Below are 23703 nucleotides of genomic sequence, written 5' to 3' on the forward strand. Positions count from 1 at the left end.
TCAACGATTACTCGTTGTCGGAACCGCCCAGACCTGCGTTCAGCAGTTCTGCCAGGCTCGCGGATGCATCTTCAGCAGTCACCTGCGGTGCAGCTGGCAGTTCGCCCGCAGCACGACGACGCATACGATCCTGATGGTACGCATAACCGGTACCAGCTGGGATCAGACGACCCACGATGACGTTCTCTTTCAGACCGCGCAGTTCATCACGCTTACCAGCAACAGCGGCTTCGGTCAGGACACGAGTCGTTTCCTGGAACGATGCTGCAGAGATGAAGGACTCGGTTGCCAGAGACGCTTTGGTGATACCCAGCAGATCGCGCGAGAAGGTCGCACCGATTTTGCCGTTCGCTTCCAGATCGCGGTTAGCAATCTTGACGCGTGAGTATTCAACCTGCTCGCCTTCCAGGAACTCGGAGCTGCCTGCGTTTTCGATGGTTGCTTTACGCAGCATCTGACGAACGATAACTTCGATGTGCTTATCGTTAATCTTAACGCCCTGCAGACGGTAAACGTCCTGCACTTCGTTGGTGATGTAACGCGTTACCGCGTGTACGCCACGAAGACGCAGAATGTCGTGCGGTGCTTCTGGACCATCGGAAACCACGTCACCGCGTTCTACACGTTCACCTTCGAACACGTTGAGCTGACGCCACTTAGGAATCATCTCTTCGTACGGTTCGCTGCCATCTACTGGAGTGATAACCAGACGGCGTTTCCCTTTGGTCTCTTTACCGAAGGAGATGATACCGCTGATTTCAGCCAGGATTGCAGGCTCTTTCGGACGACGTGCTTCGAACAGGTCCGCAACGCGTGGCAGACCACCGGTGATGTCCTTGGTACCGCTGGATTCCTGTGGAATACGCGCCAGAGCATCACCCGCACCGATCTGAATGCCATCTTCCAGCTGAACGATCGCTTTACCCGGCAGGAAGTACTGCGCAGGCATGTCGGTACCCGGGATCAGAACGTCGTTACCCTGAGCATCAACGATTTTCAGTGCAGGACGCAGATCTTTACCACCGGTAGTACGTTCAGCAGAATCCAGAACCACCAGAGAAGACAGACCGGTCAGCTCGTCAGTCTGACGAGTAATGGTCTGGCCGTCGATCATGTCAGTGAAGCGGATGAAACCACTTACTTCGGTGATAACCGGCATGGTGTGTGGATCCCAGTTTGCAACGGTTTCACCGCCGGCAACCTGCTCGCCATCACCTTTCGCCATAACCGCACCGTAAGGCACTTTATAGCTCTCTTTGGTACGACCGAATTCGTCGATCAGCTTCAGCTCGGTGTTACGAGAGGTCACAACCAGCTTGCCAGCGGAGTTAACAACAGACTTCGCGTTGCTGAGCTTGATGCTACCTTTGTTTTTCACCTGGATGCTGGATTCAGCAGCCGCACGAGATGCCGCACCACCGATGTGGAACGTACGCATCGTCAGCTGTGTACCCGGCTCACCGATGGACTGTGCCGCGATAACGCCGATTGCTTCACCTTTGTTGATGATGTGGCCACGCGCCAGGTCACGACCGTAGCAGTGCGCACATACACCAAAGTCGGTGTCACAAGATACAACGGAACGTACTTTCACGGAGTCAACAGAGTTCGCTTCCAGCAGGTCACACCAGTGCTCGTGCAGCAGCGTGTTGCGTGGAACCAGAATGTCTGCAGTACCCGGCTTCAGAATGTCTTCCGCAGTTACACGACCCAGAACGCGATCGCGCAGTGGCTCTTTAACATCACCACCCTCGATAACCGGGGTCATGGTGATACCTTCGAGGGTGCCACAATCGTCTTCGGTCACAACCAGATCCTGCGCAACGTCAACCAGACGACGCGTCAGATAACCGGAGTTCGCAGTTTTCAGTGCGGTATCCGCCAGACCTTTACGAGCACCGTGCGTGGAGATGAAGTACTGGAGTACGTTCAGACCTTCACGGAAGTTCGCGGTGATTGGCGTTTCGATGATGGAGCCATCTGGCTTCGCCATCAGACCACGCATACCTGCCAGCTGACGAATCTGTGCTGCGGAACCACGCGCACCGGAGTCGGCCATCATGTAGATGCTGTTGAAGGAAACCTGCTGCTCTTCTACGCCGTCACGGTTAATCACGGTTTCGGTCTGCAGGTTATCCATCATCGCTTTGGATACACGATCGTTCGCCGCTGCCCAGATATCGATAACTTTGTTATAGCGTTCGCCCGCGGTAACCAGACCAGACTGGAACTGCTCCTGGATCTCAGCAACTTCGGCTTCCGCTTCAGAGATGATCTCGTGTTTCTTCTCTGGGATGACCATGTCATCAATACCAACAGATGCACCTGAACGCGCTGCATAAGCAAAGCCGGTATACATTGTCTGGTCAGCGAAGATAACGGTCGGCTTCAGACCCAGAATGCGGTAACAGGTGTTCAGCATTTTGGAGATCGCTTTCTTGCCCAGCGCCTGGTTGACGATGGAGAAAGGCAGACCTTTCGGTACGATCATCCACAGAATGGCACGGCCAACGGTCGTGTCTTTCAGGCTGGTTTTCGCAACGAATTCGCCGTTTTCATCTTTTTCGTATTCGGTGATACGCACTTTAACGCGCGCATGCAGAGAGGCCAGGCCAGCGCGATAAATACGCTCAGCTTCTTTCGGGCCAGTCAGCACCATGCCTTCGCCTTTGGCGTTAACACAGTCACGGGTCATGTAGTACAGACCCAATACAACGTCCTGAGAAGGAACGATGATAGGTTCACCGTTCGCTGGGGACAGGATGTTGTTGGTAGACATCATCAGCGCACGCGCTTCGAGCTGGGCTTCCAGCGTCAGCGGTACGTGAACAGCCATCTGGTCACCATCGAAGTCGGCGTTATATGCCGCACAAACCAGCGGGTGCAGCTGGATAGCTTTACCTTCGATCAGGACTGGCTCAAATGCCTGGATACCCAAACGGTGCAGGGTTGGTGCACGGTTCAGCAGTACCGGGTGTTCGCGGATAACTTCGTCCAGGATATCCCAAACGACAGCTTCTTCACGCTCAACCATTTTCTTAGCGGCTTTGATGGTGGTGGCCAGGCCACGCAGTTCCAGTTTGCCGTAGATGAACGGTTTGAACAGCTCCAGTGCCATTTTCTTCGGCAGACCGCACTGATGCAGACGCAGGTATGGACCTACGGTGATTACAGAACGACCGGAGTAGTCAACACGCTTACCGAGCAGGTTCTGACGGAAACGACCCTGTTTACCTTTGATCATGTCGGCCAAAGATTTCAGAGGACGTTTGTTAGAACCGGTGATCGCACGACCGCGACGACCGTTATCCAGCAGGGCATCTACCGCTTCCTGCAGCATACGTTTTTCGTTGCGTACGATGATGTCCGGCGCAGCCAGATCCAGCAGACGTTTCAGACGGTTGTTACGGTTAATAACGCGACGATACAGATCGTTCAGATCGGACGTTGCGAAACGACCACCATCCAGCGGAACCAGTGGACGCAGATCTGGCGGCAGAACCGGCAGAACGGTCAGGATCATCCACTCTGGTTTGTTACCAGACTGAACGAACGCTTCCAGCAGTTTGATACGCTTGGTCAGCTTTTTACGTTTGGTTTCGGAGTTGGTTTCGTTCAGCTCTTCACGCAGCTGCTCGCACTCTTGCTCCAGATCCATGCTCTTCAGCAGGGCCTGAATAGCTTCCGCACCCATCTTCGCGTCGAATTCGTCACCGAACTCTTCCAGCGCGTCCAGATACTGCTCTTCAGTCAGGATCTGATGACGTTCCAGGTTCGTCATCCCGCCTTCGATAACCACATAAGATTCGAAGTACAGAACGCGTTCGATATCGCGCAGCGGCATATCCAGCAGCAGACCGATACGGGACGGCAGAGATTTCAGGAACCAGATGTGAGCGGTCGGAGACGCCAGCTCGATGTGGCCCATGCGCTCACGGCGCACTTTGGTCTGGGTCACTTCAACGCCGCACTTCTCACAGATCACACCACGGTGTTTCAGGCGCTTGTACTTACCGCACAGGCACTCGTAATCTTTTACTGGCCCGAAAATACGCGCACAGAAAAGGCCGTCACGCTCAGGTTTGAACGTACGGTAGTTGATGGTTTCCGGCTTTTTAACTTCACCGAATGACCATGAACGGATCATGTCTGGCGAAGCCAGAGCAATTTTGATCGCATCAAACTCTTCGGTTTTAGTCTGCGCTTTCAGAAACTTTAATAAATCTTTCACGGATTTGCTCCCGTCGGAGTTAGCACAATCTGGTGCCGGGGATTAACCCGGCACCAGTGACCTGTTTGAGCGAGAATTACTCGTCTTCCAGTTCGATGTTGATACCCAGCGAACGAATCTCTTTCAACAGTACGTTGAAGGATTCTGGCATGCCCGGCTCCATCTGATGGTTGCCGTCCACGATGTTTTTATACATCTTGGTACGACCGTTCACGTCATCAGACTTAACGGTGAGCATTTCCTGCAGGGTGTATGCCGCGCCGTATGCTTCCAGCGCCCACACTTCCATCTCCCCGAAGCGCTGACCACCGAACTGTGCCTTACCACCCAGCGGCTGCTGAGTAACCAGGCTGTAAGAGCCGGTAGAACGAGCGTGCATCTTGTCGTCGACCAGGTGGTTCAGTTTCAGCATGTACATGTAACCTACGGTTACCGGACGCTCGAACTGTTCACCGGTACGGCCGTCAAACAGCGTAATCTGACCAGACGTTGGCAGACCACCCAGTTGCAGCAGCTCTTTAATTTCAGCTTCTTTCGCACCATCGAAGACTGGCGTTGCGATTGGCATACCTTTTTTCAGGTTCTCAGCCAGGCGCAGCACTTCTTCATCACTGAAGGTATTCAGGTCGACTTTCTGACGAACGTCGGTACCCAGATCGTAGGCACGCTGGATGAATTCGCGCAGTTTCGCGACTTCTTCCTGCTGCTTCAGCATGGCGTTGATCTTGTCGCCGATACCTTTCGCAGCCATACCCAGGTGGGTTTCCAGGATCTGACCGATGTTCATACGAGACGGTACGCCCAGCGGGTTCAGTACGATATCTACCGGCGTACCGTTAGCATCGTGCGGCATATCTTCGATCGGGTTGATCTTAGAGATAACACCCTTGTTACCGTGACGACCTGCCATCTTATCACCAGGCTGGATCTGACGTTTAACGGCCAGATACACCTTAACAATCTTCAGCACGCCTGGTGCCAGATCGTCGCCCTGAGTGATTTTACGGCGTTTCGCTTCGAGTTTTTTCTCGAACTCGTGTTTCAGTTCGTCATACTGCTCAGCCAGCTGTTCCAGCTGATTTTGTTTCTCTTCGTCGGTCAGGCCCAGTTCCAGCCAGCGATCGCGTGGCAGTTTGTCGAGCTTCTCAGCTTCAACGCCACCGGCAACCAGCACCGCATAGATACGGCTGAACAGACCCGCTTCGAGGATCTGCAGTTCTTCAGACAGGTCTTTCTTAGCCTGTTTGAGCTGCATCTCTTCGATTTCCAGCGCACGCTTATCTTTTTCAACGCCGTCACGGGTGAAGACCTGAACGTCGATAACCGTACCGGAAACACCGTTTGGTACGCGCAGAGAAGAGTCTTTAACGTCAGACGCTTTCTCACCGAAGATTGCACGCAGCAGTTTCTCTTCTGGCGTCAGCTGGGTTTCACCTTTCGGCGTAACCTTACCAACCAGAATGTCGCCGCCGGTCACTTCCGCACCGATGTAAACGATACCGGATTCATCCAGTTTGGAGAGCGCAGCTTCACCCACGTTAGGGATGTCAGCGGTGATCTCTTCTGGCCCCAGCTTGGTGTCACGGGACACACATGCCAGTTCCTGAATGTGGATGGTGGTGAAACGATCTTCCTGAACCACACGCTCGGAGACGAGGATGGAGTCTTCGAAGTTGTAACCGTTCCACGGCATGAACGCTACGCGCATGTTCTGACCGAGCGCCAGTTCACCGAGGTCGGTGGACGGACCGTCTGCCAGCACGTCGCCGCGCTCAACTGGCTCACCCAGAGATACGCAAGGCATCTGGTTGATACAGGTGTTCTGGTTAGAACGGGTGTATTTGGTCAGGTTATAAATGTCGATACCTGCTTCGCCCGGATACATCTCGTCTTCGTTAACTTTGATAACGATACGGGATGCGTCGACGTACTGAACAGTACCGCCACGTTTAGCAACCGCAGTAACACCGGAGTCAACGGCAACAGCACGTTCCATACCGGTACCAACCAGCGGCTTATCAGCGCGCAGAGTTGGAACGGCCTGACGTTGCATGTTCGCACCCATCAATGCACGGTTGGCGTCATCGTGTTCAAGGAACGGGATCAGGGACGCACCGACGGATACCACCTGCTGGGTGGATACGTCCATGTAGTCAACCTGGTCGCGGCTGAACAAGCTGGATTCGCCTTTGCTACGGCAGGTTACCAGATCTTCTACAAAGTGGCCTTCGTCATCCAGGTTGGAGTTCGCCTGAGCGATAACGTAGTTGCCTTCTTCGATAGCAGACAGGTAGTGAATTTCGTCGGTTACAACACCGTCAGTCACTTTACGGTACGGAGTCTCGAGGAAACCGTATTCGTTAGTCTGTGCGTACACGGACAGGGAGTTGATCAGACCGATGTTTGGACCTTCAGGCGTTTCGATTGGACATACGCGACCGTAGTGCGTCGGGTGTACGTCTCGAACTTCAAAGCCTGCGCGTTCACGGGTCAGACCGCCTGGGCCGAGTGCAGAGATACGACGTTTGTGCGTAATCTCAGACAGCGGGTTGTTCTGGTCCATGAACTGAGACAGCTGGCTTGAACCGAAGAACTCTTTCACTGCTGCAGAAATCGGCTTGGCGTTGATCATATCCTGAGGCATCAGGGTATCCAGATCGCCCAGAGACAGACGCTCTTTCACCGCACGCTCTACACGTACCAGGCCAACGCGGAATTGGTTTTCCGCCATTTCGCCTACGGAACGGATACGACGGTTGCCGAGGTGGTCGATATCGTCCACTTCGCCTTTACCGTTACGGATATCGATGAGCTTCTTCATCACTTCGATGATGTCGTCTTTGCTCAGGATACCGGAACCTTCGATTTCGTCGCGCAGCAGAGAACGGTTGAACTTCATACGACCAACCGCGGACAGATCGTAGCGGTCTTCGGAGAAGAACAGGTTCTCGAACAGGCTTTCCGCCGCTTCGCGAGTTGGTGGCTCACCAGGGCGCATCATGCGGTAGATTTCTACCAGCGCGCTCAGACGATCGGTGGTTGGGTCGACGCGAATAGTCTCAGAGATATACGCACCGTGGTCCAGATCGTTGGTGAACAGCGTTTCGATACGTTTGTGGCCAGACTGGCTCAGCTTAGCCAGCAGATCCAGGCTCAGCTCCATGTTCGCTGGGCAGATCAGCTCACCCGTTGATTCATCAACGTAATCTTTCGCGGCTACTTTTCCTGCAATGTACTCAACCGGAACTTCGATGAGTTTGATATCATCTTTTTCCAGCTGGCGAATGTGGCGCGCGGTGATACGGCGACCTTTTTCCACATACACTTTGCCGTCGGCTTCGATGTCGAACGACGCGGTCTCACCACGCAGACGTTCCGGCACCAGCTCCATCTGCAGCTTGTTGTCGCGGATTTCAAAGATCACTTTCTCAAAGAACAGGTCCAGGATCTGTTCAGTGGTGTATTGCAGCGCACGCAGAATGATGGTTGCAGGCAGCTTACGACGACGGTCGATACGGACAAACAGGTTGTCTTTCGGATCGAACTCGAAGTCCAGCCATGAACCACGGTAAGGAATGATGCGTGCGTTATACAGTACTTTACCGGAAGAGTGTGTTTTACCTTTATCGCTGTCGAAGAAGACGCCCGGGCTACGGTGCAGCTGGGAAACGATAACACGCTCAGTACCGTTGATAACGAAAGTACCGTTGTCTGTCATGAGTGGAATTTCACCCATGTAGACTTCTTGTTCTTTAATGTCTTTTACGGTGCCTTCCGGCGCTTCGCGCTCGTAGATCACCAGACGCAGTTTTACGCGCAGCGGTGCGGAATAGGTCACGCCACGGATCTGACATTCCTGAACGTCAAACACCGGTTCGCCAAGGCGGTAGCTGACGTACTGCAGCTCGGAGTTACCGCTGTAGCTCTGAATCGGGAACACGGAGCGGAAGGCTGCTTCCAGACCGTACTGCCCTTCAGGATCTTGCTCGATAAACTTCTGGAACGAGTCAAGCTGGATAGAAAGGAGATATGGAATGTCCAGAACTTGTGGACGTTTACCAAAATCCTTACGAATACGTTTTTTCTCGGTATAGGAGTAAACCATAGGGTTCCTCAGCTCGCTGACAAGTCGACCCATCTGTCCGACGAAGGGACAGTTTGTGCAACACCATTTTGTGGACCGGAAAATTGAATACTTTCCGCAATACCTGTTGCTATCACGCTTAAATCATTTCGTCGCGATTTACACAGAGCGAGCACCCTGTCGCAATATATTAAGTCGTCGATAGAAACATGCATTGTCAGGACAATCAGCAGTCAAACAGTGTGAAATGCTACTGATGCCTTACAGCGCAAAAAGGCTGGTGACTAAAAAGTCACCAGCCATCAGCCTAATTACTTAGGCTGCAACCAGAAAAGTTGGCTTATTTAACTTCAACTTCAGCGCCAGCTTCTTCCAGAGATTTTTTCAGTGCTTCTGCGTCGTCTTTGCTCACGCCTTCTTTCAGCGCAGCTGGAGCAGATTCTACCAGGTCTTTAGCTTCTTTCAGACCCAGGCCAGTTGCGCCACGTACTGCTTTGATAACAGCAACTTTGTTAGCGCCAGCAGCTTTCAGAATTACGTCGAATTCAGTTTTTTCTTCAGCAGCTTCAGCCGGGCCCGCAGCTACAGCTACAGCAGCAGCAGCAGAAACACCGAATTTTTCTTCCATTGCAGAAATCAGTTCTACAACGTCCATTACGGACATAGCTGCAACTGCTTCAATGATTTGATCTTTAGTGATAGACATTTAAATTGTTCCTGAAAATCAGAATAAGTTTATACGTAAGCAAATGCTTTATAAAGATAACTGCGATTAAGCAGCTTCTTTTGCATCGCGAACAGCAGCCAGAGTGCGAACCAGTTTGCCAGCCGAAGCTTCTTTCATGGTTGCCATCAGGCGTGCAATTGCTTCTTCGTAGGTCGGCAGGGTTGCCAGGCGATCGATTTGCGATGCCGGGATCAACTCACCTTCAAAGGCTGCAGCTTTGACCTCAAATTTTGCATTCGCTTTCGCGAACTCTTTGAACAGACGAGCAGCAGCGCCCGGGTGTTCCATAGAGTATGCAATCAGGGTCGGACCAACAAACGTGTCTTTCAGGCACTCGAACTGAGTACCTTCAACTACGCGACGCAGCAGGGTGTTACGAACAACACGCATGTATACGCCAGCTTCACGACCTGCTTTACGCAGTTCAGTCATTTTGTCTACAGTAACGCCACGGGAATCCGCAACTACTGCAGACAGCGCGCCTTTGGCTACTTCGCTGACTTCAGCAACAATCGCTTGTTTGTCTTGAAGATTTAAAGCCATTAGCTTTGCTCCTGGATGTTTGCCGGAACTCATGTTCCGGAACTCACTTCACTCTCCCAAACGGAAAGAGCGTCTTAATACGGTGAGCAGAAACAAGCCAGAGTATCCAAAAATAATCTTAGCGTTCTGTCACCGTCTACGCAGGGGATTAAGTCTCTTGCGAAACACCTGCGGTCTTCGACGGAGGCCTGGATTAGGCCAGGCTCCAACGAACAAATCTTTTAGCCGCTAACTTTCGTTAGCAAACGTGGGGGTAAGATTGTAGACAAAATCACCGCCCACGTAAAGGCATTAGTTTGCAGCAGCGCTCAGGCCAGCCTGGTCAACTGCAACACCTGCACCCATGGTGGTGGAGATGCTAACTTTCTTGATGTACACGCCTTTCGCCTGAGTTGGTTTTGCTTTTTTCAGCGCAACCAGCAGAGCTTCCAGGTTTTCTTTCAGTTTGTCAGCGTCAAAGTCCACTTTACCGATGGTGGTGTGGATGATGCCGTTTTTGTCGTTACGATAACGAACCTGACCTGCTTTAGCGTTCTTAACCGCTTCAGCAACGTTAGGAGTTACAGTACCAACTTTCGGGTTTGGCATCAGGCCGCGTGGACCCAGAACCTGGCCCAGCTGGCCAACAACGCGCATTGCATCTGGAGAAGCAATAACAACGTCAAAGTTCATTTCGCCTTTCTTGATCTGATCAGCCAGATCTTCCATACCTACCAGTTCAGCGCCGGCAGCTTTAGCAGCTTCAGCGTTTGCACCCTGAGCAAATACAGCTACGCGAACGGAACGGCCAGTACCGTGTGGCAGTACAGTTGCGCCACGAACGTTCTGATCGGATTTACGCGCGTCGATGCCGAGGTTAACGGCAACGTCAACGCTTTCAACGAACTTAGCAGTTGCCAGTTCTTTCAGCAGAGCGATAGCTTCGTTGATGTCGTACTGTTTGGTCGCATCAACTTTGTCACGGATCACGGACATGCGCTTGGTCAGTTTAGCCATTTCTTAGTCCTCCACTACCAGGCCCATGGAACGTGCAGTACCTTCGATTGAGCGAGTCATCGCTTCAATGTCGGCACCAGTCATGTCGGCAGCTTTGGTCTGCGCGATTTCCTGCAGCTGAGCGCGGGAAATTTTACCCACTTTGTCTTTGTTCGGTTTACCGGAACCAGACTTGATACCAGCCGCTTTCTTCAGCAGAACAGCTGCTGGAGGGGTTTTGGTAACGAAAGTGAAAGAACGGTCAGCGTAAACAGTGATTACGACTGGGATTGGTAGACCTTTTTCCAGGGATTCGGTTTTGGCGTTGAACGCTTTACAGAATTCCATGATGTTCACACCCTGCTGACCCAGAGCTGGACCAACTGGTGGACTTGGGTTCGCCATACCAGCTGCAACCTGCAGCTTGACGTAGGCTTGTACTTTCTTAGCCATTCTAAAATCCTCTGATTGGGTAATAGCGCCTCAGGAAGGCTCCCCGTGAATAAAATTCGTTTTACGGGCCGGGGCCCATAAAAACAAAAGGCGCGAAATTGTATTCCAATCTCGCGCCCTGTGCAACGATTAAATCGCCGCTTTTTTGATCGCTGCTTAGGCTTTTTCGACCTGCGCAAAGTCCAGTTCTACCGGGGTCGCACGACCGAAGATAGAAACAGAAACTTTCAGGCGGGACTTCTCGTAGTCCACTTCTTCAACCACACCGTTAAAGTCAGCAAACGGACCGTCGCTAACACGAACCATTTCACCCGGTTCAAACAGCGTTTTCGGACGCGGCTTATCACCCACCTGCTGCAGGCGGTTCATAATCGCATCAACTTCTTTGTCGCTGATTGGCGCCGGACGGTCAGACGTGCCGCCGATAAAGCCCATCACGCGCGGTACGCTGCGCACCAGGTGCCAGCTCGCGTCGTTCATCACCATCTGAACCAGCACGTAACCCGGGAAGAATTTACGCTCGCTTTTGCGACGTTGGCCGCCACGGATCTCAACCACTTCTTCGGTCGGAACCATAACTTCGCCAAATAACTCTTCCATGTTGTGTAATTTGATATGCTCACGCAGCGACGTTGCTACGCGGCCTTCAAAACCGGAAAACGCCTGAACGACGTACCAACGCTTTTTAGGGGCTTCAGACATCTTAGAACCTCAGGCCAGTAATAAAGGAAACCAGGCGAACCAGAATACCATCCAGTCCCCACAGGATCAGTGACATTACCGCAGTCACTGCAGCCACGATCAGCGTGGTATGCAATGTTTCCTGGCGAGTCGGCCAAATGACCTTGCGGACTTCGGTACGTGCTTCGCGAGCGAAAGCAACGGTTGCTTTACCCTTAGTCGTCAACAGCGCGACACCGCCCGCTGCAGCAATCAGAATCACCACTGCCAGCGCGCGGAGCGGCAGCATCATGTCACGATAAAGATAGTTGCCAACGATTGCCACAATCAGCAGCACGGCAACAGCGACCCACTTCATCGCTTCCAGGCCGCGCCCGCTCCCTTGAGCTTCGGTATTCGCACTCATAAACCAACCTGTCAGAAGAATTCTACAAATAATTTCACCCCGCGATTGCGAGGCGAGCCAAATCGAAACGCTAATCCCTTTATGGATTATACGCTCTCTGCAGAGCCTGTCTCAGCAATGATTATGACAAAAATAATCACTGATGAGCCAGGTTCTGATGTGAAAGCGTGCAAAAAGGGCATCAAATGATGCCCTTTTCATGCGCATTGCGTCAAATGTTATCAGCGATTAGCCGAGAACTTTAGCAACCACGCCCGCGCCAACGGTACGGCCACCTTCACGGATTGCGAAACGCAGACCGTCGTCCATCGCGATTGGGTGGATCAGAGTCACAACCATCTTGATGTTGTCGCCTGGCATTACCATCTCAACGCCTTCTGGCAGTTCGATGGTACCGGTCACGTCAGTTGTACGGAAGTAGAACTGTGGACGGTAGCCTTTGAAGAACGGAGTATGACGGCCGCCTTCGTCTTTGGACAGGATGTACACTTCAGATTCGAACTTGGTGTGTGGCTTGATTGAGCCTGGCTTCGCCAGAACCTGACCACGTTCGATTTCTTCACGTTTGATACCACGCAGCAGAACACCAACGTTCTCACCAGCACGGCCTTCGTCCAGCAGTTTGCGGAACATTTCAACGCCAGTACAGGTAGACTTAGCAGTCTCTTTGATACCAACGATTTCAACTTCTTCGCCAACTTTGATGATACCGCGCTCTACACGACCGGTAACAACGGTACCACGACCGGAGATGGAGAATACGTCTTCGATTGGCAGCAGGAATGGCTTGTCAATCGCACGCTCTGGTTCTGGGATGTAAGAATCCAGGAAGCCAGCCAGTTCGATGATTTTCGCTTCCCACTCTGCGTCGCCTTCCAGCGCTTTCAGAGCAGAACCACGAACGATTGGAGTATCGTCGCCCGGGAAATCGTACTGAGACAGCAGTTCACGAACTTCCATCTCTACCAGTTCCAGCAGCTCTTCGTCATCAACCATGTCGCATTTGTTCAGGAACACGATGATGAAAGGAACGCCTACCTGACGACCCAGCAGGATGTGCTCACGAGTCTGAGGCATTGGGCCGTCAGTCGCAGCAACAACCAGGATCGCGCCGTCCATCTGCGCAGCACCGGTGATCATGTTTTTAACATAGTCGGCGTGGCCTGGGCAGTCTACGTGTGCGTAGTGGCGAGTCGGGGTGTCGTACTCAACGTGGGAAGTGTTGATGGTGATACCACGAGCTTTTTCTTCTGGTGCGTTATCGATCTGGTCGAATGCACGAGCAGAACCACCGTAGGTTTTTGCCAGAACGGTAGTGATTGCAGCGGTCAGCGTTGTTTTACCATGGTCAACGTGGCCGATAGTACCGACGTTAACGTGCGGTTTTGTACGTTCAAACTTTTCTTTAGACATCGATTGTCCCTCTAAGACACGGATAAATCGGTGATATCACCACATCAACCAGGCGAAATGCCTGAATTGTTGAATACAGTAAAATTGAAACAGAGAGAAACGGGAAGGAGAAGTGAAGTGGTGCTGATACCCAGAGTCGAACTGGGGACCTCACCCTTACCAAGGGTGCGCTCTACCAACTGAGCCATATCAGCACGTATTGGAGCGGGCAGCGGGAATCGAACCCGCATCATCAGCTTGGAAGGCTGAGGTAATAGCCATTATACGATGCCCGCATCCTGAAACTCGGCTACCCAGTTCTTTCTGTAACAAAAAAAGAGATTTCTCTCTTTTTCAGTTTGAGCTGGCTAATTTTTCCAACCAGCTCCGGCGGCATTTACGCTGCCAGAAAGTGGTGGTGGGGGAAGGATTCGAACCTTCGAAGTCTGTGACGGCAGATTTACAGTCTGCTCCCTTTGGCCGCTCGGGAACCCCACCGGACTTGATGGTGCCGACTACCGGAATCGAACTGGTGACCTACTGATTACAAGTCAGTTGCTCTACCTACTGAGCTAAGTCGGCATCAAGTAGCGCGCATTCTATGGATACCTGCGCGGTCATGCAACTAAAAATTTGCATAAAACGTTCTTTCGCTCACATTTTATGCGAAGAGCACATCAGACGCTGTAAAAGTAGTCATTCGAGGTCAAATATTCAACATATCAGCGTGATTTGCACCGTATTCACCGTAGCGTGACGGCTTCCGCGTTACGCAGCGCTTTCCATCTTTTTTCTTATTATTCCCGTCATCTGGTGTTAACCTCCTGCCCATTGTCCAAAATTAACTGTGTGATGAGCCACGATCCGGCAGTGTGATGCTGGCTCACTGAAGCATGCTTATGAGCAAAAAAGAGCAAACGTTAATGACGCCTTATCTTCACTTTAACCGCAGCCAGTGGGCTGCCCTGCGTGATTCCGTCCCTATGACGCTGACGGAAGGTGAAATCGCACGGTTAAAAGGGATAAACGAAGATCTGTCCCTGGAAGAGGTGGCAGAAATTTATCTCCCCCTCTCTCGCTTGCTTAACTTCTATATCAGCTCGAACCTGCGCCGTCAGGCCGTGCTGGAGCAGTTTCTCGGGACGAACGGTCAACGTATTCCTTATATCATTAGTATCGCAGGCAGCGTGGCCGTGGGTAAAAGTACCACCGCGCGCGTCCTGCAGGCGCTGTTGAGCCGCTGGCCGGAACACCGCAGCGTGGAGCTGATCACCACCGACGGCTTCCTGCACCCGAACGAGGTGTTAAAAGAACGTGGGCTGATGAAGAAGAAGGGTTTCCCGCTTTCTTATGATATGCACCGTCTGGTGAAATTTGTCTCTGACCTGAAATCCGGCGTGCCGCACGTGACTGCGCCAGTCTATTCGCACCTGATCTACGATCGCATCCCGGGCGGGGATAAAACCGTGGTCCAGCCGGACATCCTGATTCTGGAAGGTCTGAACGTGCTGCAAAGCGGGATGGACTATCCTCACGACCCGCATCACGTATTCGTCTCGGATTTCGTCGATTTCTCTATTTATGTCGATGCGCCGGAAGATCTGCTGCAAAACTGGTACATCAACCGCTTCCTGAAGTTCCGCGAAGGGGCGTTCACTGACCCGGATTCCTATTTCCACCACTATGCTCAGCTTTCTGAAGAAGAAGCGATCAACGTGGCCACGGGGCTGTGGAATGAGATCAACTACGTGAACCTCAAAGAGAACATCCTGCCGACGCGCGAGCGCGCGAGCCTGATCCTCACCAAGAGCGAGAAGCACGCCGTCGACCAGATTCGCCTGCGGAAATAATCAAGCAGACATAAAAAAACCGGCTTAGCGCCGGTTTTTTTCGTTATAACTGTGGCTTCTCGCCATTTTCATCCTGATCGACCGCGAAGCAGGCAACCAGCTGGCCGCCATAATCCTTCAGCTGCGGCTGGAGCTGGGTGCACGGACCAAAGCGGCGACTGCAGCGGGCGTTGAATGCACATCCCGGAGGTGGATTCAGCGGACTTGGCAGTTCACCCGTCAGCTTAATACGCTCACGACGATCGTCAGGGTTCAGACGCGGCGTCGCAGACAGCAGCGCCTGGGTATACGGGTGACGAGGATTATTGAAGATCTGGTCTTTAGTCCCCTTCTCCACGCAGCGCCCCAGGTACATCACCATCACTTCATCGGCAATATGCTCTACCACCGACAGGTCGTGGGAGATGAACACGTAAGAGAGCCCCAGCTCCTGCTGGAGATCCATCATCAGGTTCAGCACCTGCGCACGCACGGATACGTCGAGCGCGGAGACCGGCTCATCGGCAATCACCACGTCCGGATCGAGCATCAGCCCGCGCGCGATAGCGATACGCTGACGCTGGCCGCCGGAGAACATGTGCGGATAGCGGTCATAATGCTCGGTTTTGAGGCCGACCTTCGCCATCATCGCCAGCGCTTTTTCACGGCGCTGCTCTTTGCTCAGATTACTGTTGATCAGCAGCGGCTCTTCCAGAATCTGCCCGACTTTTTTACGCGGGTTCAAAGAACCATAGGGGTTCTGGAACACAATCTGGATTTTCTGGCGACGCAGCTTCTGCGCCTGCGGATCGTGCTTGAGCAGGTCCTGCCCCTGATAATAGAGCTCGCCGCCGGTCGGCACTTCAATCATCGTCAGCAGACGGCCCAGCGTGGATTTGCCGCAGCCAGACTCCCCCACCACCGCCAGCGTTTTACCGCGTTCGAGGTTAAAAGAGACGCCGTCCAGCGCTTTCACCAGGCGTTCAGGAGCAAACAGCCCCTTCTTCACCGGGTAGTATTTTTTCAGATCGATGGCCTGCAACAGCGGCTGTTGCGTGGTGGCCTGTTGCGTACTCATAGTGTTGGCCTCCCGGCATCATCGAGTGGGTAGTGGCATTTCGACTGACGACCGTCAGCAAGCTGGTTAAGCTCTGGCTCTTCTGCCCGGCATTTATCCGTCGCATACGGACAGCGCGGATTGAGCAGACAGCCCTGGGGACGGTCATATTTACCCGGTACCACACCCGGCAGCGACGCCAGACGCGCTTTGTCCTGGGCAAACTCCGGCAGCGCGCGTAAAAGCGCCTGGGTATACGGGTGACGTGGCGCGCGGAAAATATCGTGTGAATTTCCGGTTTCGACCACCTGACCGGCATACATCACGATGATTTTGTGCGCGGCTTCGGCCACCAGCGCCAGATCGTGCGTAATTAGCACCAGCGCCATATTCTCTTTCTGCTGCAGCTCCAGCAGCAGTTCGATGATTTGCGCCTGGATGGTCACATCCAGCGCCGTCGTCGGTTCATCCGCAATCAGCAGTTTTGGTCGACAGGCAATCGCCATCGCGATCATCACGCGCTGGCTCATCCCACCTGAGAGCTGATGCGGGTAAACGTCCAGACGCGATGCCGGGTCCGGAATACCCACCTGGTTCAGCAGATCGATCGCGCGCTGACGACGGGTTTTCTTATTCCCGCCCTGATGCACCTTAATCGCTTCCATAATCTGGAAACCAACGGTGTAGCAGGGGTTCAGGCTGGTCATGGGATCCTGGAAAATCATCGCCACTTCGGCGCCCACCAGCTGGCGGCGCTGTTTTTCAGAAATGCGCTTCAGGTCCTGACCGTTAAACTGCAGGTTTTCCGCCATCACGCGGCCCGGGTAATCAATCAGCCCCATGATCGCCAGCGAGCTCACTGACTTACCGGAACCGGACTCCCCGACAATGCCAACCACTTCGCCCTGATTTACGCTGTAGCTGATGCGGTCCACGGCGCGAAACGGGGTGCCTTCGTCACCGAAGTGCACCGATAATTTATCTACATTTAATAACGCCATCTCGTGCCTCTTACTGCTTCAGTTTGGGATCAAGCGCATCACGCAGGCCATCACCCATCAGGTTAAATGCCAGCACCGTCAGCAGGATTGCCAGACCCGGGAAGGTGACAACCCACCAGGCGCTTTGTGCGAACTGCAACACGTCGGAGAGCATGGTGCCCCACTCCGGTGTTGGCGGCTGCGCACCCATGCCCAGGAAGCCAAGAGCGGCCATATCAAGAATGGCGTTAGAGAAACCGAGCGACGCCTGAACAATCAGCGGCGCAAGGCAGTTAGGGAAGATATTGACGAACATCTGGCGCATCGCACCGGCCCCCGCCACGCGAGACGCGGTGACGTAATCGCGGTTCACTTCCACCAGCACCGCCGCACGTGTTAAACGCACGTAGTGAGGGAGCGCCACGAAGGTCAATGCCAGCGCGGCATTGCCGATCGACGGGCCGAAGATCGCCACCAGCACCAGTGCCAGCAGCAGGCTTGGCAGCGCCAGCATGATGTCGACGATGCGCATGATGATGTTATCAACGATGCCGCCGAAGTAACCGGCAACCAGGCCGAGTACAACGCCCATGATCAGCGACAGCACAACAACGAGACAGCCGACCAGCAGCGACAGGCGCGCGCCGTACATCAGACGCGACAGCACGTCGCGGCCCACGTCATCGGTACCCAGCAGGTGCGTCAGGCTACCGCCATCCTGCCACGCAGGCGGCGCGAGCAGCGCATCGCGGAACTGGTCCGCCGGGTTATACGGTGCGAGGAAGTTCGCAAACACCGCAATCAGGATCATGATTACGACATACACCAGCCCTACCACCGCGCCTTTATTGCGCTTGAAGTAGTGCCAGAATTCCTGCAGCGGCGTCATAGGAACCGGTGCAGCGACCACTTTATTTTGAGTGACTTGTGACATGATGGTCCCTTACTTCTTATGACGAATACGCGGGTTCACCACGCCGTACAGCAAATCGACCAGCAGGTTGACGAGGATAATCATCGTCGCGACCAGCAGTACACCGCCCTGCACAACCGGATAGTCACGGCGTTGCAGCGCGTCAATCAGCCAGCGTCCAAGGCCCGGCCAGGAGAAGATGGTTTCGGTCAGGATCGCCCCCGCCAGCAACGTCCCCACCTGGAGACCGATGACGGTCACCACCGGCAGCATGGCATTACGCAGCGCGTGAACGATGATGACGCGCATACGCGTCAGGCCCTTGGCGCGCGCGGTGCGGATATAATCCTCACCCAGCACTTCCAGCATCGATGAACGGGTCATACGCACGATCACCGCCAGAGGAATGGTGCCCAGCACCATGGCAGGCAGGATCATGTGCGCCACGGCATCAATGAAGTTGCCCTCTTCGCCCCAGATAGCCGTATCAATCAGCATAAAGCCGGTGAGCGGGTTGGAGTCATCCAGGAAGACCATATCACTGACGCGCCCGGAGACCGGTGTCAGGTTAAGCTGCACCGATACCAGCATGATCAGCATCATGCCCCACCAGAAGATGGGCATGGAGTAGCCGGTCAGCGCCAGGCCCACGGCGGTATGGTCAAAAATAGAGCCACGCTTGACGGCAGCCAGTACCCCGACAGGAATACCCACCGCAGTGGCGAAAATCATGGCGCAGACGCCAAGCTCCAGCGTCGCTTTAAAACGCGGCACGAACTCGTCCCACACCGGAAGACGGCTTTTCAGCGAAATCCCTAAATCACCGTGCAACACGCCCCAGATATAGTGGAGGTACTGCTGCCACATCGGCTTATCGAGACCGAGTTCCGCCAGCAGCTGTGCATGGCGCTCAGGGGAAATACCACGCTCGCCCGCCATAATCATTACCGGGTCGCCGGGGATCATATGGACGAAGGCAAAAGTGAGAAGGGTGATACCGATAAACGTGGGGATAACAAGTCCCAGACGTCGGAGGATGAACTGCAACATAACCCGGATTCTCTCTGATGACGCACGACCATTGGCGTGACGTCTGTATTGCTCACAAATGTAAATTCCCTCTCCCAGCGGGAGAAGGTTAGGGTGAGGGGATGCATGCACGCCCCTCACCCCTGCACTCTCCCGGAGGGAGAGGGAGAACACCCTACTTATTATTCAACAGATACGTTTTCGAAGTGGTGTTTGCCCAGTGGATCAACCACATAGCCCTTCACTTCTTTACGCACTGGCTCGTACACGGTGGAGTGAGCAACAATCAGCGCCGGAGCCTGATCGTGCATAACAACCTGAGCCTGCTTGTACAGTTCAATACGTTTGTTGTGATCGTCGGTCGCACGCGCCGGCTGGATCAGGTCTTCAAACGGCTTGTAGCACCAGCGAGAGTAGTTAGAACCGTCTTTCGCCGCTGCGCAGCTGAACAGGGTGGCGAAGAAGTTGTCCGGATCCCCGTTGTCACCGGTCCAGCCCATCATTACCGCCTGGTGCTCACCCGCTTTGGCGCGCTTCAGGTACTCGCCCCACTCGTAGGTCACAATCTTGGCCTGAACGCCAACCTTAGCCCAGTCAGCCTGAACCATTTCCGCCATACGGCGTGCGTTCGGGTTGTAAGGACGCTGTACCGGCATCGCCCACAGCTCAACGGTAAAGCCTTTATCCTGGCCCGCTTCTTTCAGCAGCGCTTTCGCTTTCTCAGGATCGTAGGTGTAGTCTTTAACGTCGTCGTTATAGCCCCACATGGTTGGTGGGATCAGGTTCTTGGCAGCAACGCCTGCGCCCTGGTAAACCGCCTTGATGATCGCTTCTTTGTTCACCGCGTAGGTCAACGCCTGACGCACTTTCACGTCATCAAACGGTTTCTTCTCGGTGTTGAAGGAGAGATAGCCCACGTTCAGGCCAGCCTGCTCCAGCAGGTTGATGTTCTTGTCCTGCTTCATGCGGGCGATATCAGCCGGGTTCGGGTACGGCATTACCTGGCATTCGTTTTTCTGCAGTTTTGCATAACGCACTGACGCATCAGGCGTGATGGAGAAGACCAGACGGTCGATCTTCGGCTTGGTGCCCCAATAGCCTTCGAACGCTTTATACAGAATGCGGGAGTCTTTCTGGTACTGCAGCAGCTGGAATGGACCGGTACCGATTGGGTTCAGGTCAACTTTTTCCGGCGTACCGGCTTTCAGCATGTTGTCCGCATACTCTTTGGACAGAATTGAGGCGAAGTCCATGGCCAGGTCAGCCAGGAATGGCGCTTCCGGACGCGTCAGCACGAACTGAACCGTTTTATCGTCCACTTTTTTCACTTCAGCAATCAGGTCAGGCAGGCCCATCCCTTCAAAGTATTCATAGCTGCCGCCAGACACTTTGTGGTACGGGTTCTGAGCGTTTTTCTGACGGTCGAAGGAGAACACAACGTCGTCGGCGTTAAAGTCGCGCGTTGGTTTGAATTCTTTGCTGTCCTGCCACTTCACGCCCTGGCGCAGGTGGAAGGTATAGGTTTTGCCGTCTTCGCTGACGTCCCACTTCTCGGCCAGACCCGGAATCACTTCCGTGGTACCGGTTTTGAATTCAACCAGACGGTTATAGATCGGTACAGAGCTTGCGTCGTAAGTCGTACCAGAGGTAAAGAGCTGTGGGTTAAAGCCTTCCGGCGAGCCTTCAGAACAGTAAACCAGGGTTTTTGCCTGTACGCTTGCTGCCACGGTCATAGCCACCAGGCTCAGACCAAGCTTCAGCATCCCTGACTTCTTCAAGGAAATACTCATTATTCTGCTCCAATGTGATGTTTTGCTTTGTTGTGTTACGCCGCCAGACCTTTATTTATTTTTTACCCGGTCCGGTCGGTGATGCCCGAAGGCTTTAAAGGGATGGAGAATCCTTTCAGAAGAGCGTTTGAGTTGCAGCGCAGATCGTCCCTGAAATGCCCCTCATGCCCTACAATCTGTCAACAGAATGTGAAAACGTCAATACAGGTGACGGGGATTTACGCTGAGTGTGAGAAACCGCAAACAAAGATTAAAAAAACTATGCATGCCAGTTTTCAGCAGGGAAATTTATGCTACTCGCTATCTTGCAGCACAAGTATCTTCATATTTCGCAACAATCAGTGATTAACTTTTATTCAGAATGGGTAAATTTTCTTGCAGAATGGTGATTATCTGAGCACTAAATACCGCGAACGTTAAAACGCACAGCGAAAAATGCTGAGGTTATCCATAAGCAACGCGAAAAAAGATCAATCTATATATAAAAAAATACAATGGATTATGTCACAAAATCGTTAACAGGCAGGGAGAAGCAGGCCTAAGGGGCATTTTGGATACTCTGGCGGGATAAGATCATAATGCAAAAAGGGCTAACCTTGCGGTTAGCCCTTTTCAGAATGTGGTCGGCGAGAGAGGATTCGAACCTCCGACCCACTGGTCCCAAACCAGTTGCGCTACCAAGCTGCGCTACTCGCCGAATGCGGAGCGCATCTTACTGCTGAGGTGCGCCCCCGTCAATCCCTTATTTTCAAAAAGCCATTCAACTGGCGATATTCTCGCCAGAGCAGCTACTGCGCGGCTTTTACGCTGTTATCAGGGAGTTTACACCAGTTGTTGTTTTCGTTAATCCCACCATTCGGTGAGGTATAGCCGAGACAACCCATAATGGTGTCGTACAGCTCAACGTGACGACGCGGCACCTTCATATCCGCCTCTTTCTTCAGCTGAGCAAACATCTTCGCCTTCTCCGGGTTTTCCAGGTACTTATCCGACATCCACATGATCATCGGCACGCGGAACTGCTCCGGCGGTGCCAGCTTGCGCGGCGTACCGTGCAGGTGCTCTTTCTCGTTGATGGATTCACCGTGATCTGCCGCGTAAATTACAATCGCTTTTTTATCGCGCAGCTGGTCAATGACCCGGCTCAGGAAGGTATCCACGTACAGCACCGAGTTGTCGTAGGCGTTGATCAGCTCCTGCTTGCTGCAGTCTTTATTAATGCCCACGCACTCAGGCTGCCACTTCGCGAAATCACGCGTGTAGCGCTGGTAATAACTGTAATGCGACCCTTTGGTATGCAGAATAACCAGATGCTTGCCCTGCGGATGGTTCTTGAGGGACTGCGACATCTCTTCCAGCAGCAGCATGTCGTCGACGTTTTTACCGCGGTTACGCGGTTCGGCGCCAATCTGCTCACGGTACGCAATGTTATCTGCCAGCGTGTTGGTGTAGAACCACATCTCACTTTGCATCGCGAACAGGTCTGAGCTAAACCCAAGCTGCTTCAGCACGGCAAACACGTTCTGCTCTTTCAGCGTGCGTTGCGGGTTATCGCTTGCACCGCCTTCACGCACAAACATGCAGCGCAGCGATAGCTTGGTTGCGGTATCGCAGGAGTAGCCACGGTAGGCCACCAGGTTCTTTTCCTGCGCCAGCTTTGGCGTGGTGTCCCGGTTATAGCCGAGAATGCCCATATGATCCCAGCGCGTCGTTTCACCGATGACAAAGACGACGTACGTATCATCAATCCCGTCGGCTGGCGGCTGGTAGGTGAATTTTTTCAGTGGATTGATCAGAGACTTCACATCACTGGATTCATCCGCCTGCGCCCAGGCATACAGACCTAATGCTGACAGCCAGTTGGACGGCAAATAGGAGTTTGCCACCACGCCGCCGTAGCTTGGCATATCCACGCCCGTCGCTTTTTCGACGCGTTTTTGCTGCGTTTCCATCAGGCGGATAGGCGCCCATACCAGCAAGCCTGCCAGCAGGACAACCACGATATTGCGGATCCGCTGTCCACGCGTGCGCAGCTGGCGAAGCAGCGTATAGCGGCACGTATTGTTCCAGATAAAGAACAGCGGTATCAGACAGGTTAAAACCGTCCAGACGATAAAGCCTTTCCCTACCACCTCTTTCGAGAGATCGATATCCGTGGTCATCACCGAGGCAACGATACCGTACCCAATGACCACGTTCATAAAGGTCATGTAATAGCTTGCGGCGGCAGAAATAATCACCACCAGCGAGGCCAAAATTTGCCAGGTACGTCGGCCAAAAAGAGAAAGCAGGCGTAAGAGGAAGAAGGTGGCGAGGACGGAACCGAATACTTCAATGGCGGCAAAAATACTATTACTTACGGTAAGGTTTTCAAAATAACCTTCCACTCTTCTGAACAGTACCGCGCCATTCAGAAATAATCCGATATAGACAGCCAGCATCAGACACAATCTTTGCTGGGTAAGAGACCTAATGTATTTCATGCAAACAACCCTGGGGGAAGGGGTATAAAAACCCGACGAATCTCAAAGAGAAAGCGGACAGAGTAAGTAAATGCGTAAGGAAGCGTTATTAGAAACGTCTACAAGCGCGATAAGTAGACCACAGCGGGAG

16 protein-coding genes and 5 tRNA genes are annotated in these 23703 nt (G+C 53.2%); 1 reads left to right on the forward strand and 20 read right to left on the reverse strand.

Annotated features, from left to right (window positions below; translation table 11 throughout):
- Window positions 1-7 precede the first annotated feature (7 nt).
- The 13 genes from rpoC to ACJ69_RS16185 form a co-directional block, all read right to left on the reverse strand.
- A complete protein-coding gene (gene rpoC, locus ACJ69_RS16120; protein WP_029741888.1) occupies window positions 8-4231 on the reverse strand; it encodes a DNA-directed RNA polymerase subunit beta' in 4224 nt (1407 codons plus the stop codon).
- 76 nt (window positions 4232-4307) lie between these two features.
- Window positions 4308-8336: a DNA-directed RNA polymerase subunit beta gene (gene rpoB / locus ACJ69_RS16125; protein ID WP_023334099.1), complete on the reverse strand. Its 4029-nt coding sequence runs from the start codon at window positions 8334-8336 to the stop codon at window positions 4308-4310.
- A 319-nt stretch (window positions 8337-8655) separates the two neighbouring features.
- The gene (rplL, locus tag ACJ69_RS16130) at window positions 8656-9021 is read right to left on the reverse strand and encodes a 50S ribosomal protein L7/L12 (protein WP_006176746.1); all 366 of its coding nucleotides are present in this window, start codon (window positions 9019-9021) and stop codon (window positions 8656-8658) included.
- Window positions 9022-9087: 66 nt separating this feature from the next.
- On the reverse strand, window positions 9088-9585 hold the full coding sequence (gene rplJ, locus ACJ69_RS16135) for a 50S ribosomal protein L10 (protein ID WP_001207203.1): 498 nt from the start codon (window positions 9583-9585) through the stop codon (window positions 9088-9090).
- A 291-nt stretch (window positions 9586-9876) separates the two neighbouring features.
- The gene (gene rplA / locus ACJ69_RS16140; RefSeq protein WP_006810530.1) at window positions 9877-10581 is read right to left on the reverse strand and encodes a 50S ribosomal protein L1; all 705 of its coding nucleotides are present in this window, start codon (window positions 10579-10581) and stop codon (window positions 9877-9879) included.
- Between the two features lie 3 nt (window positions 10582-10584).
- Window positions 10585-11013, reverse strand: coding sequence for a 50S ribosomal protein L11 (gene rplK, locus ACJ69_RS16145; RefSeq protein ID WP_008503452.1), 429 nt, complete (start codon window positions 11011-11013; stop codon window positions 10585-10587).
- A gap of 156 nt (window positions 11014-11169) precedes the next feature.
- Window positions 11170-11715 (reverse strand): transcription termination/antitermination protein NusG, encoded by a 546-nt coding sequence (gene nusG, locus ACJ69_RS16150; protein ID WP_002438628.1) that lies wholly within the window; start codon window positions 11713-11715, stop codon window positions 11170-11172.
- A gap of 1 nt (window position 11716) precedes the next feature.
- Entirely contained in the window at window positions 11717-12100 is a 384-nt protein-coding gene (gene secE, locus ACJ69_RS16155; protein WP_014068449.1) for a preprotein translocase subunit SecE, read from the reverse strand.
- Between the two features lie 228 nt (window positions 12101-12328).
- Complete coding sequence (tuf, locus tag ACJ69_RS16165; protein WP_023309456.1) at window positions 12329-13513, reverse strand: elongation factor Tu; 1185 nt, start codon at window positions 13511-13513, stop codon at window positions 12329-12331.
- Window positions 13514-13631: 118 nt separating this feature from the next.
- Window positions 13632-13707, reverse strand: a tRNA-Thr gene (locus tag ACJ69_RS16170).
- Between the two features lie 6 nt (window positions 13708-13713).
- Window positions 13714-13788, reverse strand: a tRNA-Gly gene (locus tag ACJ69_RS16175).
- Window positions 13789-13905: 117 nt separating this feature from the next.
- Window positions 13906-13990, reverse strand: a tRNA-Tyr gene (locus ACJ69_RS16180).
- A gap of 8 nt (window positions 13991-13998) precedes the next feature.
- Window positions 13999-14074 (reverse strand) — tRNA-Thr (locus ACJ69_RS16185).
- Between the two features lie 317 nt (window positions 14075-14391).
- Between ACJ69_RS16185 and coaA the strand changes: the two genes are divergently transcribed.
- Complete coding sequence (gene coaA, locus ACJ69_RS16190; protein WP_021242480.1) at window positions 14392-15342, forward strand: type I pantothenate kinase; 951 nt, start codon at window positions 14392-14394, stop codon at window positions 15340-15342.
- Window positions 15343-15385: 43 nt separating this feature from the next.
- On the opposite strand, the gene dppF is transcribed toward coaA, so the two are convergent.
- The 7 genes from dppF to eptB form a co-directional block, all read right to left on the reverse strand.
- Window positions 15386-16399 carry a dipeptide ABC transporter ATP-binding subunit DppF gene (dppF, locus tag ACJ69_RS16195; protein WP_059347318.1) on the reverse strand — a complete coding sequence of 338 codons (1014 nt, stop codon included), beginning with the start codon at window positions 16397-16399 and terminating at the stop codon, window positions 15386-15388.
- Window positions 16396-17379 carry a dipeptide ABC transporter ATP-binding protein gene (gene dppD / locus ACJ69_RS16200; RefSeq protein WP_008502772.1) on the reverse strand — a complete coding sequence of 328 codons (984 nt, stop codon included), beginning with the start codon at window positions 17377-17379 and terminating at the stop codon, window positions 16396-16398. The genes dppF and dppD overlap by 4 nt, the downstream gene beginning before the upstream one ends.
- A gap of 10 nt (window positions 17380-17389) precedes the next feature.
- Window positions 17390-18292, reverse strand: a complete 903-nt coding sequence (gene dppC / locus ACJ69_RS16205; protein ID WP_029742039.1) for a dipeptide ABC transporter permease DppC — start codon at window positions 18290-18292, stop codon at window positions 17390-17392.
- A gap of 9 nt (window positions 18293-18301) precedes the next feature.
- Window positions 18302-19321 carry a dipeptide ABC transporter permease DppB gene (gene dppB / locus ACJ69_RS16210; RefSeq protein WP_023334097.1) on the reverse strand — a complete coding sequence of 340 codons (1020 nt, stop codon included), beginning with the start codon at window positions 19319-19321 and terminating at the stop codon, window positions 18302-18304.
- 161 nt (window positions 19322-19482) lie between these two features.
- Window positions 19483-21090 carry a dipeptide ABC transporter periplasmic-binding protein DppA gene (dppA, locus tag ACJ69_RS16215; protein WP_029742038.1) on the reverse strand — a complete coding sequence of 536 codons (1608 nt, stop codon included), beginning with the start codon at window positions 21088-21090 and terminating at the stop codon, window positions 19483-19485.
- 620 nt (window positions 21091-21710) lie between these two features.
- Window positions 21711-21787 (reverse strand) — tRNA-Pro (locus ACJ69_RS16220).
- Between the two features lie 91 nt (window positions 21788-21878).
- Complete coding sequence (gene eptB, locus ACJ69_RS16225; RefSeq protein WP_059347319.1) at window positions 21879-23573, reverse strand: kdo(2)-lipid A phosphoethanolamine 7''-transferase; 1695 nt, start codon at window positions 23571-23573, stop codon at window positions 21879-21881.
- Window positions 23574-23703 lie beyond the last annotated feature (130 nt).

Source organism: Enterobacter asburiae, from assembly GCF_001521715.1.
Classification (GTDB): Bacteria; Pseudomonadota; Gammaproteobacteria; order Enterobacterales; family Enterobacteriaceae; genus Enterobacter; species Enterobacter asburiae.

What these genes read in the sequence shown, in the direction of transcription:
- tuf (WP_023309456.1), bottom strand. Translation starts at nt 13,513, where the DNA reads ATGTCTAAAGAAAAGTTTGAACGTACAAAACCGCACGTTAACGTCGGT.
- dppD (WP_008502772.1), bottom strand. Translation starts at nt 17,379, where the DNA reads ATGGCGTTATTAAATGTAGATAAATTATCGGTGCACTTCGGTGACGAA.
- rplA (WP_006810530.1), bottom strand. Translation starts at nt 10,581, where the DNA reads ATGGCTAAACTGACCAAGCGCATGTCCGTGATCCGTGACAAAGTTGAT.
- dppB (WP_023334097.1), bottom strand. Translation starts at nt 19,321, where the DNA reads ATGTTGCAGTTCATCCTCCGACGTCTGGGACTTGTTATCCCCACGTTT.
- rplL (WP_006176746.1), bottom strand. Translation starts at nt 9,021, where the DNA reads ATGTCTATCACTAAAGATCAAATCATTGAAGCAGTTGCAGCTATGTCC.
- rplJ (WP_001207203.1), bottom strand. Translation starts at nt 9,585, where the DNA reads ATGGCTTTAAATCTTCAAGACAAACAAGCGATTGTTGCTGAAGTCAGC.
- dppA (WP_029742038.1), bottom strand. Translation starts at nt 21,090, where the DNA reads ATGAGTATTTCCTTGAAGAAGTCAGGGATGCTGAAGCTTGGTCTGAGC.
- dppC (WP_029742039.1), bottom strand. Translation starts at nt 18,292, where the DNA reads ATGTCACAAGTCACTCAAAATAAAGTGGTCGCTGCACCGGTTCCTATG.
- dppF (WP_059347318.1), bottom strand. Translation starts at nt 16,399, where the DNA reads ATGAGTACGCAACAGGCCACCACGCAACAGCCGCTGTTGCAGGCCATC.
- coaA (WP_021242480.1), top strand. Translation starts at nt 14,392, where the DNA reads ATGAGCAAAAAAGAGCAAACGTTAATGACGCCTTATCTTCACTTTAAC.
- eptB (WP_059347319.1), bottom strand. Translation starts at nt 23,573, where the DNA reads ATGAAATACATTAGGTCTCTTACCCAGCAAAGATTGTGTCTGATGCTG.
- rplK (WP_008503452.1), bottom strand. Translation starts at nt 11,013, where the DNA reads ATGGCTAAGAAAGTACAAGCCTACGTCAAGCTGCAGGTTGCAGCTGGT.
- nusG (WP_002438628.1), bottom strand. Translation starts at nt 11,715, where the DNA reads ATGTCTGAAGCCCCTAAAAAGCGTTGGTACGTCGTTCAGGCGTTTTCC.
- rpoB (WP_023334099.1), bottom strand. Translation starts at nt 8,336, where the DNA reads ATGGTTTACTCCTATACCGAGAAAAAACGTATTCGTAAGGATTTTGGT.
- secE (WP_014068449.1), bottom strand. Translation starts at nt 12,100, where the DNA reads ATGAGTGCGAATACCGAAGCTCAAGGGAGCGGGCGCGGCCTGGAAGCG.